Annotated in this window: 15 protein-coding genes and 1 pseudogene; 14 read left to right on the top strand and 2 right to left on the bottom strand. The window is 49.6% G+C overall.

What is annotated here, in order from left to right; genetic code table 11:
- Window positions 1-125: 125 nt before the first annotated feature.
- Window positions 126-692: a hypothetical protein gene (locus EL26_RS25780; RefSeq protein ID WP_162835153.1), complete on the bottom strand. Its 567-nt coding sequence runs from the start codon at window positions 690-692 to the stop codon at window positions 126-128.
- A 344-nt stretch (window positions 693-1,036) separates the two neighbouring features.
- Between EL26_RS25780 and EL26_RS02695 the strand changes: the two genes are divergently transcribed.
- The 8 genes from EL26_RS02695 to EL26_RS02660 all read left to right on the top strand — a co-directional run bounded on the left by EL26_RS02695 (window position 1,037) and on the right by EL26_RS02660 (window position 8,767).
- Entirely contained in the window at window positions 1,037-1,531 is a 495-nt protein-coding gene (locus tag EL26_RS02695; RefSeq protein WP_038084155.1) for a hypothetical protein, read from the top strand.
- Window positions 1,532-1,533: 2 nt separating this feature from the next.
- The gene (locus tag EL26_RS02690; protein WP_038084152.1) at window positions 1,534-1,908 is read left to right on the top strand and encodes a GntR family transcriptional regulator; all 375 of its coding nucleotides are present in this window, start codon (window positions 1,534-1,536) and stop codon (window positions 1,906-1,908) included.
- Window positions 1,909-1,922: 14 nt separating this feature from the next.
- Window positions 1,923-2,603, top strand: coding sequence for an ABC transporter ATP-binding protein (locus EL26_RS02685; RefSeq protein WP_338010847.1), 681 nt, complete (start codon window positions 1,923-1,925; stop codon window positions 2,601-2,603).
- A 162-nt stretch (window positions 2,604-2,765) separates the two neighbouring features.
- Window positions 2,766-3,026 carry a hypothetical protein gene (locus EL26_RS02680; protein WP_202962839.1) on the top strand — a complete coding sequence of 87 codons (261 nt, stop codon included), beginning with the start codon at window positions 2,766-2,768 and terminating at the stop codon, window positions 3,024-3,026.
- Between the two features lie 311 nt (window positions 3,027-3,337).
- Complete coding sequence (locus EL26_RS02675; RefSeq protein WP_038084146.1) at window positions 3,338-4,768, top strand: YfcC family protein; 1,431 nt, start codon at window positions 3,338-3,340, stop codon at window positions 4,766-4,768.
- 27 nt (window positions 4,769-4,795) lie between these two features.
- Window positions 4,796-5,920, top strand: coding sequence for a M20 family metallopeptidase (locus EL26_RS02670; protein WP_038084144.1), 1,125 nt, complete (start codon window positions 4,796-4,798; stop codon window positions 5,918-5,920).
- Between the two features lie 117 nt (window positions 5,921-6,037).
- Entirely contained in the window at window positions 6,038-8,176 is a 2,139-nt protein-coding gene (locus EL26_RS02665; protein ID WP_052035907.1) for a sigma-54 interaction domain-containing protein, read from the top strand.
- 249 nt (window positions 8,177-8,425) lie between these two features.
- Window positions 8,426-8,767: a zinc ribbon domain-containing protein YjdM gene (locus tag EL26_RS02660; protein ID WP_038084141.1), complete on the top strand. Its 342-nt coding sequence runs from the start codon at window positions 8,426-8,428 to the stop codon at window positions 8,765-8,767.
- 53 nt (window positions 8,768-8,820) lie between these two features.
- On the opposite strand, the gene EL26_RS02655 is transcribed toward EL26_RS02660, so the two are convergent.
- Window positions 8,821-9,858, bottom strand: coding sequence for a DNA/RNA non-specific endonuclease (locus EL26_RS02655; RefSeq protein WP_052035906.1), 1,038 nt, complete (start codon window positions 9,856-9,858; stop codon window positions 8,821-8,823).
- Window positions 9,859-10,095: 237 nt separating this feature from the next.
- On the opposite strand from EL26_RS02655, the gene EL26_RS02650 reads away from it, so the two are divergent.
- The 6 genes and pseudogenes from EL26_RS02650 (at window position 10,096) to EL26_RS02625 (ending at window position 14,287) form a co-directional block, all read left to right on the top strand.
- The gene (locus EL26_RS02650) at window positions 10,096-10,659 is read left to right on the top strand and encodes a response regulator transcription factor (protein ID WP_038084139.1); all 564 of its coding nucleotides are present in this window, start codon (window positions 10,096-10,098) and stop codon (window positions 10,657-10,659) included.
- A gap of 160 nt (window positions 10,660-10,819) precedes the next feature.
- Window positions 10,820-11,455, top strand: a complete 636-nt coding sequence (locus tag EL26_RS02645) for an HD domain-containing protein (RefSeq protein WP_038084138.1) — start codon at window positions 10,820-10,822, stop codon at window positions 11,453-11,455.
- A 230-nt stretch (window positions 11,456-11,685) separates the two neighbouring features.
- Window positions 11,686-11,943: pseudogene (locus EL26_RS02640) on the top strand (SRPBCC domain-containing protein); the annotation flags it as partial.
- Between the two features lie 12 nt (window positions 11,944-11,955).
- Entirely contained in the window at window positions 11,956-12,303 is a 348-nt protein-coding gene (locus EL26_RS02635; protein WP_238546041.1) for an SRPBCC domain-containing protein, read from the top strand.
- 362 nt (window positions 12,304-12,665) lie between these two features.
- On the top strand, window positions 12,666-13,760 hold the full coding sequence (locus tag EL26_RS02630) for a threonine aldolase family protein (protein ID WP_038084137.1): 1,095 nt from the start codon (window positions 12,666-12,668) through the stop codon (window positions 13,758-13,760).
- A gap of 116 nt (window positions 13,761-13,876) precedes the next feature.
- Entirely contained in the window at window positions 13,877-14,287 is a 411-nt protein-coding gene (locus EL26_RS02625; protein WP_038084135.1) for an HD domain-containing protein, read from the top strand.
- Window positions 14,288-15,105: the final 818 nt, after the last annotated feature.

The following is a 15,105-nucleotide window of genomic DNA, read 5'->3' as shown; positions in this document are numbered from 1 at the left end:
AATGGAAACTATGGTTATCGGAGAACGCACGAGCGTATCTGCGGTATCGACACTTGGTCATAAAAAGATGACTCCTGATGAAATCAGGAGTCATCTTCCGGCCGCACAGCAACCGTGGTTCTTTTTTATCGTCCACCTGTATTGGTAGCCCAGACAGGCATCCAGGTGCCCCCGCCATGAACTGTGTCATAAAGAACACAATTCCCGTCATTTTGAACGATCAGGGTGTCACCAACGAGACCTGTCGGCTTAATCATCGGCGGACGGTACCAGTTATTCATCCATGAATCGGTATCTGCCATCCAAAACGCATGTGTATTTTTCGCATCTGTTAGTAACAGATGTCCGGAGTTGTCGAGCCTCAATACTCCTCCCGAAGACCATACGGTAAATTGTGCGTAGACGTACATACTTGGATCAGTAGAAAAAGGGCTATAAAAAGGGTTAGGGTTATACCATGCGCCATTCGTATGTGAAGACCAAAGAGAAGTACCGGCATTATAAAGAACGAGATTCCCATCCGACTGCATGTCGAGAGCAAATCTACCATCAGAGGATGTTATCATTCCATTATTCGAAAGCGTTTCGCCAGGGTGGAGAGTGTCCGCTGCAAAGGCTGAAGAGGCAGCGGGGATCTGAAGCAGGGATAGCGCAAGAAACGTAAAACAAGCCGCTTTAACAGACGTTTTCACAGATAAGTTCCCCTTTCAAAGTACAATATTTTATTTCGTGTTAAAATGATAACATCATATATTTTTGTGTCAATTACGATTGTGAATGGAATATTCTTGTTGAAATATTAATGTTAAGAGTTTCGATGTACGTAATTTTGATGACCTATGTGGATAGCGGCTTACTGATTAACGGGTTTCTATCGGAGTTGAAATCGGTCACATCGCTTCTATGAAGTTGGCGAAGAGGGTTTTCCTTCTTCGCCTTTTTTTATACCCTATGCACGTGTTAGGGTGACACAGCGTACTATGTCATTAGGGCACTAACCAAGTAATACACTTCGTAAAACAGGGGTGAGGAGGATATGCGGAAATGGTTAGCTTTGTTTGGTAAAGATTTCAAGTTAACAAGAACCGTGTTTTTCGTAGGATTACTCATGAATGTGTTAATTTTTATGGTAACGCTTTACTTGGGGAGGGTAGCGGACGATTCTCTGCTAATGTTCGTCCCATTGGCGATTGGCGTTGCGATTCATGTGATCTACGTTCCAATTCTGGTATTTGTCAGTTTGAAGTCGGAGGGCAACCACTTGCCTGTTTGGCTGAACAATCCCCAGCCGGCTTTTAAATTGTTGTTGAGTAAATTAGCGAACGGTTTGATGATGATCGTGATTTCATTAGCTTTGTTATATGTGTTGTCCGGACTTTTGATCGTACCCAAGTTCAGCTTCATTGAGCCGTATTGGACGGATATCGAATCCGATACAAACCTACACAGGAGAGTATGTGTACGACTTCATGATGATCGTTGGATTGTCCACCTATCCGCGTGGTTCGTGGACAACAAAGTTGAGGTATAACGATGGATGAATTTAATGCTTCAAAGCCGATCTATTTGCAATTGGCGGATCGCATACAACGACAAATTCTAAGCGGAGACATGAAAGCAGGCGAGAAGCTTCCTTCGATCCGCGATATGGGGATCAAATACAGCATGAATCCCAACACCGTTCAACGCGCTTACAGCGAGTTGGAACGCCAAGGAATCTTGGAAACGAAGAGAGGTCAAGGCACATTCGTTTCGGAACGACAAGATCGCCTGGTTCTGCAGCGTGATAAGTTGAAACATGAACAAATTCAACAATTCGTTCACGTCATGCAAGAAATGGGATACAGCGTAGCGGAGATCCTATCAGGGCTGGAAGAATATTTGAATCACGTTGAGAGAGGGGGATGAGTGTCGTGATTCGGATGACCAACGTTACGAAGAAATATAGAAATCAGACCGTGCTCAAGGACATCTCATTGACGGTGCCTCCAGGTAAAATCATTGGAATTGTGGGCAGGAACGGCAGCGGAAAGTCAACGTTATTGAGGTTGATTTCCGGACTTTCGCTTCCTACGAGCGGCAGTGTGACGGTAAACGGGGAGACGGCCAATCGAAGGATCGGCAAAGTTGTTTCTTACTCAGCCGAGCTGGGTTCCTTTTATCCCATATTCACGGTAAGAGAAGCTATGCGTTTTCAGGCTTCGCAATTTGCTGACTTTAACCTTGCGAAAGCGGACGAAATCATGAAGCTTATGCAGTTGGACCCTCATATGAAAATCAAAGCGCTCTCGAAAGGACATCGCGGCCGATTACAAATCATGCTTACTTTGGCCAGAGAAGTCCCCTACATTCTGATGGATGAACCATTGTCCGGGCTTGATCCGATGGTTCGCGAGTCTATCGTGAAAGGAATGATTTCTTACGTTGACTTGAAATCTCAAACCTTACTCATGACAAGCCATGAAGTTTCGGAAATTGAAACCTTACTAGATGGATTCATTGCGCTTCATGACGGTTCTTTGCATAGAACGGCCGATGTGGAGGAATTGCATGAATCAGAGGCTTTACGTATTTCAGAATGGATGAAGAAGACTTATCTCTAGAGGAGAGGGGATTACGAACGTGACGGAGCCTAACAAAATGGAATCGGTTGGCGAGGTCTCGTTGTTACGTCTTACTTTGTTGAGGGGCTCGGTATTAAGGTGTGGCCTGATGTCGTCAATCGGTCACACTCATGGGAGCTGATGGAGGGGGTGGTTCAATGCATGCTGGTCGCCTTCTGGGTGCTGTGCGTCCTCGGGTTGCGGTATCCGCTGAAGATGCTGCCCGTGCTCTTGTGGGAATTGGCGTGGAAGTCGCTCTGGCTGATCCTCGTTGCGCTCCCGATGTGGATTTCCGGACAGATGGACAGTTCAACTATGGAGACGGCCATCGCTTGTTTGTGGATCCTGATATTTCCCTTCGTCATTCCTTGGCGTTTCGTGTTTGCAAACTATTTGAAAAAGCGCGGAGATCGGTGGATTTAGCCGGTCAGCTCATCGATCGATGTGCAGGGCTCCCGATAGGGAGCCCTGCAAAATTTGCCAGATACAGCCCCCTTCCGCGACACCGCCGAAGAAAAACATAGTGGATTATTAAATGGTGCCCGTATTGGTCATAATGGCTGTTTCTTGGTGGTTATCCTCCTATAAAACAACCTAAAACGGTATAATATCGTGATTTTTTAGAATAATCAAGGAAGCGTATTTTGGCATGGTTTTTGCAACGTTTTCGTATGGGTAAAGGGGCAGAATGTGATATGTCCAAAAACCACCACGGTATGGGAGGAGTCAAGGTAATGGGAAAGTTAACTACGCAAGAGGTGGCTCAAGGGAAAAAAAGGAGGTTTGGACAGCCTGACGCTTACGTTCTATTATTTTTTGTTGCATTGGTCTGTGCGATTGCCACCTACATTTTACCGGCGGGAGTCTTCAAAACGGTAAAAAAAGGCGACATCACCATGACGGTTCCGGGAAGCTATCATGCTGTTGCTTCAAATCATACGAGTATCGTAGATTTCTTTACCGCGATCCAAAACGGTATGGTAAAAGCCGCACCCTTGATTTTCCTTATCCTTTTTACAAGCGGAGCTTTAGCCGTCATTGAAAAATCAGGCGCAATTGATGCGTTTCTGAAGTCGACGATTACTCGGTTCAGTAATCGGTTGCTGCTTTTAATCATCCCTGTAGGTCTTGTATTTTCTGTTTTGGGCACGACTGGGATTGTTGTCAATTCCGTCATTGCCTTCATTCCTTTAGGATTAGTCATTGCACGGGGATTAAAATTGGATCCCGTTTTCGGTGCCGCACTTATTTATCTAGGGACATATGCCGGATGGAATGTACCGGTGTTTGCTCCGCAAACGCTTGGCTTGTCCCAACGTATAGCGGAACTTCCTCTCTTTTCTGGTATCGGCTATCGGATGGTTATGTATCTGACGGTCTTAGTTGTTACGCTTCTTTATATTTACTGGTATGCGCGCAAAGTTCGCAAAGATCCAACGAGAAGTATCGTGGGCTCAGATTGGAACAGCAATACGGTTGGAAGTGATGATGCTGGATCAGGCAATAAAACAACCGTTACTCTTCAGCAAAAGTTCATTCTTACGTTTGCGGGATTATCTCTTCTGGGCTTTATTGTTTTCTCCCAGAAATTAAAATGGACAGAAAACGAAATGGCCGGTCTCTTTATTTTTATTGCCATCGGCTGCGGTTTGATCGCTCGTATGAGTGCGAATGAAATCGCTTCCACATTTATTCAAGGTTGTAAACAAATGATTTATGGGGCATTGATTGTGGGCATGGCCAGAGCCGTGGGCATCATCCTCGACGATGCAAAAATTTTGGATACCATCGTCAATGCGCTGGCGACCGTGTTAGCTCCGTTGTCTCCTATGGCGGCTTCGATTGGAATGTTTTTCGGAAGCGCTGCTCTGCACTTTTTGATCTCTTCCGGTTCTGGGGAATCGACAGTGTTAATGCCGATTCTTGTTCCTTTGGCCGATTTGTTGCATATTACGCGCCAAGTAGCTGTTCAGGCGGTTATGCTAGGGGAAGGATTTGTAAATACGATCAATCCCACATCCGGTGTCATGATGGGTGTGCTTGCGACGAGCGGCATCTCTTATGCAAAATGGCTGAAATTCATGCTTCCATTAACGGCTGTATGGTTTGTTCTCGGAATTATTTTCATCATAATCGGTGTCATGATCAACTGGGGACCATTCTAACAATTCACAACATGGGGGCTTTCAAAGATGGATGACGTAGTAGAGTACTTAAAACAACACCAGGAAGAGATCCTGGAGGATCTTAAAACGCTTGTGCTGGCCGAATCGCCCACGCGTTCGAAAGAACGGGTAGATCAATGTGGAGCTGAAATTCAAAAGCTGTTTAAGAAGCATCTCGACCTCACTTCGGAAGTAATTCCTCAAGAGCATGCGGGAAACCATCTGCTATTTCAGTATGGAACGGGCGATGAACAAATCCTGATCCTTGGTCATTTTGACACGGTTTGGGATGTGGGAAGGCTGTCCTATCGGGTAGAAGGAAACAAAGCGTATGGACCGGGCATCTTGGATATGAAGGGGGGGATTATCCAAGCGCTGTGGGCGGTTAAAGCCTGTCGTGAGTTGGGGATCTCCTTAAATAAGCGAATTGTTTTCTTATTCACCAGTGATGAAGAGACAGGAAGCGGTTCGTCCCGGGAGCTGATCGAGCGGGAAGCTGTACGAAGTCGTGCGGTACTCGTTTCGGAGCCGGCAGCGTCGCAAACGGGTGCGCTGAAAACGGCCCGTAAAGGGGTTGGTCGATTTTCGATCAAGATCACAGGAAAGGCAGCGCATGCGGGGAATCATCATCAGGATGGAATCAGTGCGGTACAGGAAATGGCTCATCAAATTTTATTCCTGCACTCACTTACCGACTATGAGTTGGGGACAACCCTAAATGTGGGCGTGGTACGAGGAGGAACCACCGAAAATGTGGTAGCCGAACACGCGGAACTGAGCGTGGACCTGCGAATCACCCAAATGAGTGAGGGAGATCGAATTTCGAAAGTTATTTATGGGTTAAAGCCTCAATTGGAAGGGATTGCGCTACAAGTTTCCGGAGGAGTCAATCGTCCGCCAATGGAAAGAACAATGGGGAATGAAAAATTGTTCAGACTGGCTGCAGCATGCTCATCTGAATTAGGTTTTCCCTTGACAGAGGAATCCGTGGGTGGAGGCAGCGATGGGAATTTCACATCTGCATTAGGCATTCCGACATTGGACGGGTTAGGTGCTGTGGGGGAAGGAATTCATGCTGAAAACGAGCATGTTGAAATCGATCAACTTCCTGTCAGGGCTGCACTGATGGCGAGACTTCTTTGCAAGATATGATGGATGCAAAAAAAGTGCAAGTGCCGAAGGGTGCTTGCACTTTTTTATTTTTTGGTGTTGTTTTAGGTTCATTTTTGGGCTAGCATGATTTCAATAACCGTTAAGAGGGGAGAAACCATGGGAAGACCAAGCGTTCTGCTGATAACGAAAAGCGAAAAGGTGAGCCAAACCTTTGAGAGCAATCTGAGGATGTTTTTTGGGACCAACGTTCAGATCTTTACCGCTCATGAGAACCTGGAGTTAGACAGCCAAATCGTGAGTGAGTGCGACCTGATTCTCGTTTCCTCCCATCATGTCTTAGAGAGTTTGCCGAAAACGTTCGACCAAGCTCGGGCGTTGGTAGCAAGAAGAACCGTTCAAATGGCAAAGCTCGAACAACTGATGGGTTTGGCACCCGGTACTCGATGTCTTTTTGTCTCCAACAGTATGGACACGGCTGTAGATGCGATTCAACTTTTGATCCGGCTGGGTTTTGATCATTTGCACTTTATTCCTTATGTAGCGCAACCAGGTGAGAACAGAGCGGATCTGGAGCGCATTGATGTGGCGATTACGCATGGATTCAGAGAGCTCATTCCGGATACGATTGAAAAACTGATTGATTTGGATACGCGCCCGATCGATTTGACCACTATTTTTGATATTGCTAGGCTATTGGATTTACCCATGGAGAAGGCCCATTTTTATACAGCTGAATTCTTCCGTGATTTTGTCCGGCTAGGGAGGAATTTAGCCAACTCCGTGAACAATGAGAAGCAGCTAAATCAAAAGCTGGAGTCCGTCTTCAATGCGGTTCATGAAGGGATTATCAGTATTGACGAATGTGGACGCATCACGGTCTTTAATGAAGAAGCGGAGAAGATCCTCAAATTGTCTGCGGAGAATTGCATAGGAAAATCGTATTTGGATGTGATTCCTGAGTTTAAGCTGAATCAAATCTTGCAGTCTCGCGCCGGAGAGTCCAATCAATTGTTGGAGATTCGGAACTTGGTACTGCTGGTCAGCAAGGTTCCCGTGATAGTAGAAGGACACTTAATGGGAGTCGTTGTTACCTTTCAAGACGTCACAATTGTCCAACGAATCGAACAGGAAATCCGCAAAAAGAGTACCAGTCTCGGGTTAACCACCAAATATTCATTTGAGCATATTATCGGTGTAAGCGAGTCTATCAATTCTACGAAACAGGTTGCCGTCAAATTGGCAGAGAGCGATTATACCGTATTGATCACGGGTGAGAACGGGACAGGCAAAGAAGTATTCGCCCAAGCGATTCATAGGCATTCCTCAAGGCGGGACGGCTCATTCGTACCAGTCAACTTTGCCGGTCTTGTGGAGAACCTGGCGGAAAGTGAATTGTTTGGATACGAAGAGGGCTCTTTTACAGGAGCAAAAAAGGGAGGGAAAATGGGGCTGTTCGAGTTGGCCCATAATGGAACCATATTTCTGGATGAGATTGGGGATGCACCCCTCAGTATTCAGGCAACCTTGCTGCGCGTACTTCAGGAGCGGCAAGTGATGCGGGTTGGAGGAAATCGTGTGATACCCGTCAATGTAAGGGTGATCGCCGCCACAAACCGCAACCTCGCGGATATGATCTCGAAGGGTACATTTCGGGAAGATTTGTACTACAGACTAAACGTTCTGCCGCTCAACATCCCGAATCTACGAGAACGGCGGGAGGACCTTTTTATACTCATTGACTATTTTCTTCATGATAAAAGGAAACGGCTTCATTTTACCCCTGAAGTCAAAAATGTCCTTTTGAATTACAATTGGCCGGGTAATATTCGAGAGTTGCAAAATTTCATGAAATATCTGATGGTGATCGTGGAAGGAGATACAGTGAAACGAGAACACATTCCTGAACGGATACTGAACTGTGGAGCATTCCCATCCCATTCTCTCGATCCATCCGCTAGACGAAAAGCGGAGGAAAGGGAAGACATCCTTCATATTTTAGCTCGGCACGGTTCCTTGATCGATTATGAGAATATATTGAGTATCCTGTGGGATTTCAGCAAACGGCAGGAACGGGTGGGACGCACCGTGATCTGTTCATTGCTCTCCAGTCCTTTGTCCGAATCCCAAGTCCGCAACAAATTAGCCTTGCTCAATCGTTGTGGTTGCATTTCGATTGGCGTTAAGAAACAAGGTACAACCATAACCGCGATCGGAATTCAGGTTCTTCAAAAACTTAGAGAGGAAGTAGAACGATTGCCGAATCAAGCGCCTTCTTACTTTTCGCCGATCCGGTAGTCAGGGCCTGTCGACAGGGTGCGAAGCTCATCAAATGAACCGTAAGACGTTCTATTACCGGTTGATTCATATTCAGGCATTGTCAGCGATCAGATCAAAGCGGTTCTTCAGGCACCGCCCAAAGGGAAAGGGCAGCTCTGGGATTGAGTTCTTTTTGGATGAGAAAATGGACAAGACAACAGACTTGGCATATGATAATATTTGAATCTATGAATATTGAAAAATTCTCATGCAGAAGGGGATCATAGGATGTCCAATTTGCCGAATTGTCCGGCTTGCAACTCCGAATACACGTACGAAGACGGCCGTTTTTTGATGTGCCCGGAATGCGGGCATGAATGGACGCTTGAAGGAGAGGCGGCCATGACGGAAGAGGCCCAGGTTGTCAAGGACGCGAACGGGAACGTCTTGCAGGATGGAGATACGGTCCTCGTGATCAAGGACCTGAAAGTCAAAGGCAGCTCTTCGGTGCTGAAGATGGGCACCAAAGTGAAAAATATCCGATTGGTCGACGGCGACCATGATATTGATTGCAAAATTGACGGCTTCGGGGCGATGAAATTGAAGTCCGAATTCGTGAAAAAGGCATAAAAAACCGAGGTACAAGCCTACGCTTGGCACCTCGGTTTTTTTTATCTACGTATTTAGCTCGTCGGCCCGTTGTCCACTTTGGACTCGATCATGCTTTGAATGCATGCCGGCACCGCAGAGAGGAAGTCATACCCGAGCTTGGATTCGAGGCTGTCGACGCTGACCCGGTAGTAGCCCCAGGGTTGGCTGTTGATGGTTTGGTTGTTCGGCATCAGCACCGCGATGACGCGTGTCGTGGTGGAAATACGGCTCAAATCATTGTTCCCGTTCGGCAACACGACCATCACTTTCCACGTATAGGCAGGCACCACAACCCCGTTCCCGACCGTGGTGGCGTATCCGTTCGAACCGGTGCCGCCTTGCCCGTAACCTCCGGAGATGATGTACAATTCGTTGCCCGCATTCACCAAGGTACGGCCATAAGATTCCATGTTCGCCCACGTAATCTCGTTGTTGTTCGGAGATTGCGGGATCATGTTGGTCATCAGGAAGGTCGCTGAATTGTTGGCTACAGAAGAAGCGCGGTCTGCAGACGGACACATGTGCCCTCTGTCAAACCCGGACCCCGAAAACTCCGACGCCTGAACTTGGTACCATCCGGACGGCAACGTAGTATCCGCTCGGAAGTCATCTTGACGCGCCGTGCTGCCAAGGTCGGAGGCGCCGACATGCCAACTGACCCAGTTCGCTTCGTGTTTGGTGTTGTTGTAGGAAAGAGCGTATTGCGGTTTCACCATCAAGTAGTTGGTGGAATTGGACGTACTGGTGGTCGCCCCGCTGGGATTCCCCAACAACATGTTGTCATTGTCGGTCCCGGTACTGCCGCCGCCGCTGGACTCTTTCACCAAGTAGTATTGATGGGCACCGATGCTTCCCGACAGATTCGTGACGGCACTAAAAGAACCGGATGCAGAGGCGTATTGAACAGACCAACCGGACAAGCTGATACTGGAACTGGTCGGGTTGTAGAGCTCGATGTAATCATTTTTGTAGGAAGAGCCGCTGTTTCCGCCGCCCCCGTACACTTCACTGATCACAACATGAGCTGCTGCTGCCGCATGGGCAGAAGGGGTCGAAAAATTGCCCAGCAAGGCAAAAGCTCCTACGCTCACACAAGCCGGCAACGCAATGTGTTTTTTCTTGTAAACGATTTCTCCATTTCGGTAACCTCCCATTGATATCTACCTGCATTTTACCGATAAATAAGAATCAGGTAGTAGATCGCAAGGGTCACAAGGAGGTCACGATTTTTCTGTTTTTTCGTGATTATGGCACGGGTTTGTGTCGGTACGGCACATCATGGAACCGAACGGAGTTGTGTGAAGGGTATGGTCAAAGTTCTGATCGCGGACAGTACCAGAATTTTTCGAGAAAGCCTCAAACACCTGATCGAACAAGACAGTGAACTCACAGTAGTCGGCCATGCTGAAAACGGGCTTCAAGCGGTGGACTCCTGCGGCACCCTCGCCCCCGAAGTGGTCATCATGGACGTCGTGATGCCCGGATGTGACGGCATCAAGGCGACGAGAAGGATCGAAAGTAAATTCCATGATAGTAAGGTACTGATACTGACCAACCAAACCGACACAGAAAACGTCGCCTCTGCCCTCAAATCGGGCGTGGACGGATATGTTTTTAAGGATATAAAAGGCTGCGAGCTGATTCTCGCGGTCAAGTGCGTCGCCAGCAACTTGAAGATCTTCCACCCGAATGCGTTCGATGGCATGGGACTTTGCATTCAAACGAGCGGCAAGAGCAACAAGGAAATCGCCGGCCTTTTTCATTTGAGCGAAGGCAGGATCAAGAACATCATCACCGGCATCTTGAAGAAAAACAACCTGCATGACCGCACCCAACTCGCCCTCTATGCCATCGAAAACCTCTGCATGTAAAAAACAAACTACATCGCGACCCTCACATCGCCAACCCTCTCTACTCCCATCCATTTCCAAACCGAAAGTGCTTGTCTTTCCCGCCCTTCTCCTGTATACTCGTTCGAAATACCTGCAACCAGACACGGTACTTTACAAACAGAGAAGGGAGAGAACAGACATGGGAATTCACAACTACTTCAAAAGCTTGTCCGACTTGGAGGGCATGAACCGCTGCCCGGGGAAGTTCAAATACCAGGAGCACTCGGTGGCCAGCCATTCCTTCAAAGTGACCAAGATCGCCCAGTTCCTCGGCACGGTGGAAGAGCATCACGGACAGGAACTCGACTGGCGCATCCTGTATGAAAAAGCCCTCAACCACGACTACGCCGAATTGTTCACCGGCGACATCAAGACGCCCGTGAAATACGCGATGCCGGAGCTCAAGCAACTCTTCTCCCAAGTGGAAGAGATGATGACGCGCAAATTCATCGAACAGGAAATCCCGGAGGAGTTCCAAGCGATCTACGAACGGCGCTTCAGCGAAGGCAAGGACGAAACTCTCGAAGGCAAAATCCTCGCCGTCGCCGACAAAATCGACCTCCTCTACGAATCGTTCGGCGAAATCCAAAAAGGCAACCCGGAGCCGCTGTTCCTCGAAATCTACGAAGAAGCGCTCTCCACGATCCTCCGCTACCAAGAGATGCACTGCGTGCAGTACTTCTTGGACAACATCCTCCCCGAAATGCTCGAGGAAGGCGTCATCCCCTACACCCAGATCAACAAACTCTCCAAACACCTGCTCGGAAAAAAATAAACGTGTAAAAAGATCCCTTGTAAGAATCTGCCTCTGTCAAGCAGACAGGACAAAGGAAAACCCCACGAATCCAATCGCAGAACGAAGCAGCCATAGTCCGGTATCGTACGGGCTATGTTTTTTTTTGTCAGAGCGTTCCAAATTCGCTTGCATCTTACGTAACGTAATGTTTTACAATTGAGCTACCGGTACATAACTGGCGCCAAAGAGTGGAGACGGTTCATGAAGAGACCTTCAACGCCATCTATCAGGAGCTTGTTCCAGAGCAGCGCATCGTCTGTACGTACACGTTGGATTCGGGAGGCATACGCATCTCCGTCTCGATCACAACGATCGAACTTCTCAAGGTGGAGGGCGGTACGAAGCTGATTTTCACGGAGCAAGGGGCGTTCTTTGACGGACATGATACGCTGGAAATGCGTGAACACGGTACAAACGTCATGTTGGACGCACTGGGCCAGGTAGTGGAAGGGAAGGCAGGAGCATGACGAGAGTTGAAAATGAGCTTGTTTGCTGCGCGCGAGTACAAGTTTCCGCGTGAGCTCGTGTTTCGGGCCTGGACAACGCCCGATCTGTTAGCTCAATGGTGGGGTCCGCAAGGGTTCACGAATACGATTCACGAGTGCGAGATGAAGCCGGGAGGGACGTGGCTGTTCACCATGCATGGACCGGATGGCGTGGAGTATCCGAACCATAACCTCTTTGTTGAGATCGCGCCGCCGGAGCGGATCGTGATCGATCATCTATCCGGCCAAGAATTTCGGGTAACGGCTACCTTCGAGAGCTTCGAAGATCGCACGAGGTCACCTTTCGTCAACTTTTCAAGAAAAAAGAGGAGTTTGAACTAGCGAAGCCGATCTGCGTAGAAGCGAATGAACAGCTACTTGACCGACTTGGCAGAGTGCTGGCGGATATTGCGTACTAGCTTTGCAAAGTACGATTGTTTTTACCCGAACCGCACAATCTGATTGTATAACAAAAGACCCTGCCGCGCGGTCAAGTTGGCGGCTGGGTCTTGTTTCATTCCCAGACTTCATCTGATCTTGCTTCACCCGTCCTTCTTCGCGCAGTTGAATCGCTTCTGCCAAGCGGTCTCGATTCATCAGGAGATCACTCCTTTTTCCAATTTCTGATTTTTCAAGTATATCACAGACTTGTGGTAAGATGAGGATATACCAGAGGATGTTTCACCCAGAGGAGGCAATTTCAGTTGGCGGAAAACAAGTTGTTGGAAGCGTTCAATCGCAGCTCGTACCCTGTCGCAGGGCATGGGAAGCGCACGGTTGGAGTTTTGCAAGAAGCGTTGGCAACTGTTGACGCCGAAGTCGACAGCGATGTATACGGCTCCGGGAAGTTGATCGAAGACTTCCAAGCCAAGATGGCAGACGTACTGGGCAAGGAAACGGCGGTGTTCTTCCCGAGCGGCACGATGGCGCAGCAAATCGCGTTGCGCATCTGGAGCGACCGCAAAGGGTTGCAGAAAGTCGCCTACCACCCGCTTTCTCACTTGGAGATCCACGAGGAAGACGGTTTGAAAAAACTCCACGGGCTCGAATCGGTTTTGCTCGGCGAGAAGGACCGGGTGCCGACGCTTGCGGACATTCAAAAGCTCGGCGACGACGTCGCCTGCGTGCTGCTTGAACTGCCGCAGCGCGAGATCGGCGGGCAACTGCCGGAGTTTGCGGAGTTGGAAGCGATCTCGGCATACTGCCGGGAGCGCGGCATCGTGCTGCACCTCGACGGGGCGCGCCTGTTTGAGATTCTGCCGTTCTATCAAAAAACGGCGGCGGAAGTCTGCGCGCTGTTTGACAGCGTGTACGTTTCGTTCTACAAAGGCATCGGCGCGATTGCCGGGGCGATTCTGGCGGGCGACGAGTCGTTCACCAAGGAGTCGAAAGTCTGGAAGCGGCGCCACGGCGGGGATTTGATCTCGCTGTACCCGTACATCCTCAGCGCCGACTATTACTACGAGCAACGCGTGCCCAAGATGGCGCAGTATATGGAAGAAGCGCGTGAACTCGCCGCTCTCTACAACGAGTGCCCGGCGGTGGAAACCCGACCGGAAGTGCCGGTTTCAAACATGATGCACGTGCACATCGCGTTGCCGAAAGAGCAGGTGGAGCCGATCTTCGTGTCGGTCTGCGAAGAGACGGGGGTTGGGTTGACCGCTTCGCTTCGCGAGGTGGATGCGGACTATTGCTACTTTGAAGTTTCGATTGGGGATCGCTATGCGACGGTACCCAAGGAGGCGCTTCGCAAGGCGTTTGCACTGTTGAGCGAGAGTCTGGGGACGGTCGCTCGATAAGGGGAAGAGAACCTGCTTGCGCGGCAGGTTCTTTTTTTGTGCGGGCGTGTTCCAGTAATTGGATTTTTGTGCTAGGCTGAAGGCAGCAAATCACAGCAAACGAGGTGCGTCCGCTCATGGACATGGAACGCTTGCAAAAACAAATCCACTTCATCGTGGAGATCGACGCGGGAGATGTCACGCCGTATGACGAGGCGGGGCAAGTCGGGAAGTACGACCGCGAGTTGGCGGCGGCGCAGCGGTTGTTCGGTTTGCTGCCGGAAGACCAGCGGGACGAGATGATCGATCTGTGGCAGGAATTCGAGGAGCGGAAAACGCCCGACTCCCAATTCGCCTGTGCGCTCGACCGACTGGCTCCGCTGTTGATGAACTACCACACCGAGGGGGTCGTGTGGCAGACGCACGGCATCACGCTCGACAAAGTGTTGGACCGCAACGCGCACATCGGCCACGGTTCGGAACGCCTCTGGGCGTTCGCGCAGGAATTCATTCGCGATTCGGTGGAAAAAGGGTATCTGCCGGCGTAGGGTGAGGGATGGAAACAGGGCTCTGTCAGCAGACGGGGACCTTTTGGTGGCTCGGGTTTTGATGAGGCTTTGAGAACAGCACGGAAAAAGGCTCTTTCATTGGACGGAGCCTTTTTGGTGGCTCGGGTTTTGATGAGGCTTTGAGAACAGCACGGAAAAAGGCTCTGTCGCTGGACGGAGCCTTTTTTGGCTTGGATGTGGGTTTGGATGAGGGCTTCGGCGTCGGTTTTGGGAGTGGCGAGGTCTTTGGATATTGCTTCGTCGTACTGGGAGACAGAGCGGAAGACTCGGCCCTCTTGGTCTTGGATGTGGAATTTGCCTTGGTACATGCCGAGGATGCCGTAGAACGGTTCGTCCAAGTAGTGAACCGTCCTTGCCTGCGAGAGGAACAGCAGCACGCGGTCGCCTTGGGACATCACGGGGATGCCGTCCATTTGCACGTCGACGACTTCTGACAGTTCTTCCGGAGGGAGGTTGAACTTTTCGCCGAGGCCGAGTCCTTGTTTCGTGTTGAAGCCTCCCGCTTCGACGACGGTGAGAACATCGCCGCGTTTGATTCCATCGCTGAACGATTTCGTAACCTGCACCCTGACTTTGGTCAAGGAAACGGTGCGCTCGCTGGACTCCGATTCGCGGTAGGGAATCGGCGTGGAGTCTAACGCAGTGCCTTCGATCACAACTTCCGCTTCGTCGGCGAGTTGTTCGATGGAGTTGTAGAGTTTGGTGAATTCGACCAGCGGCATGGAGACTTGCGCTTGGGGTCTCGGGACGGCCTGAACTTCCGGGAGCGGGGGTTCCGCTTGTGTTTCTTGCCATGC

This window comes from Tumebacillus flagellatus (genome assembly GCF_000714935.1).
In the GTDB taxonomy this organism is placed as follows: domain Bacteria; phylum Bacillota; class Bacilli; order Tumebacillales; family Tumebacillaceae; genus Tumebacillus; species Tumebacillus flagellatus.
Note: the sequence above shows the minus strand (reverse complement) of the source record. Positions and strands in the feature narration are given on the sequence as shown.

Excerpts from the sequence above, each read along its gene's own strand:
- EL26_RS02635 (WP_238546041.1), top strand. The coding sequence starts at position 11,956 with ATGAGCTTGTTTGCTGCGCGCGAGTACAAGTTTCCGCGTGAGCTCGTG.
- EL26_RS02675 (WP_038084146.1), top strand. The coding sequence starts at position 3,338 with ATGGGAAAGTTAACTACGCAAGAGGTGGCTCAAGGGAAAAAAAGGAGG.
- EL26_RS02695 (WP_038084155.1), top strand. The coding sequence starts at position 1,037 with ATGCGGAAATGGTTAGCTTTGTTTGGTAAAGATTTCAAGTTAACAAGA.
- EL26_RS02625 (WP_038084135.1), top strand. The coding sequence starts at position 13,877 with ATGGACATGGAACGCTTGCAAAAACAAATCCACTTCATCGTGGAGATC.
- EL26_RS02650 (WP_038084139.1), top strand. The coding sequence starts at position 10,096 with ATGGTCAAAGTTCTGATCGCGGACAGTACCAGAATTTTTCGAGAAAGC.
- EL26_RS02685 (WP_338010847.1), top strand. The coding sequence starts at position 1,923 with ATGACCAACGTTACGAAGAAATATAGAAATCAGACCGTGCTCAAGGAC.
- EL26_RS02690 (WP_038084152.1), top strand. The coding sequence starts at position 1,534 with ATGGATGAATTTAATGCTTCAAAGCCGATCTATTTGCAATTGGCGGAT.
- EL26_RS02665 (WP_052035907.1), top strand. The coding sequence starts at position 6,038 with ATGGGAAGACCAAGCGTTCTGCTGATAACGAAAAGCGAAAAGGTGAGC.
- EL26_RS02645 (WP_038084138.1), top strand. The coding sequence starts at position 10,820 with ATGGGAATTCACAACTACTTCAAAAGCTTGTCCGACTTGGAGGGCATG.
- EL26_RS02660 (WP_038084141.1), top strand. The coding sequence starts at position 8,426 with ATGTCCAATTTGCCGAATTGTCCGGCTTGCAACTCCGAATACACGTAC.
- EL26_RS02670 (WP_038084144.1), top strand. The coding sequence starts at position 4,796 with ATGGATGACGTAGTAGAGTACTTAAAACAACACCAGGAAGAGATCCTG.
- EL26_RS02680 (WP_202962839.1), top strand. The coding sequence starts at position 2,766 with ATGCTGGTCGCCTTCTGGGTGCTGTGCGTCCTCGGGTTGCGGTATCCG.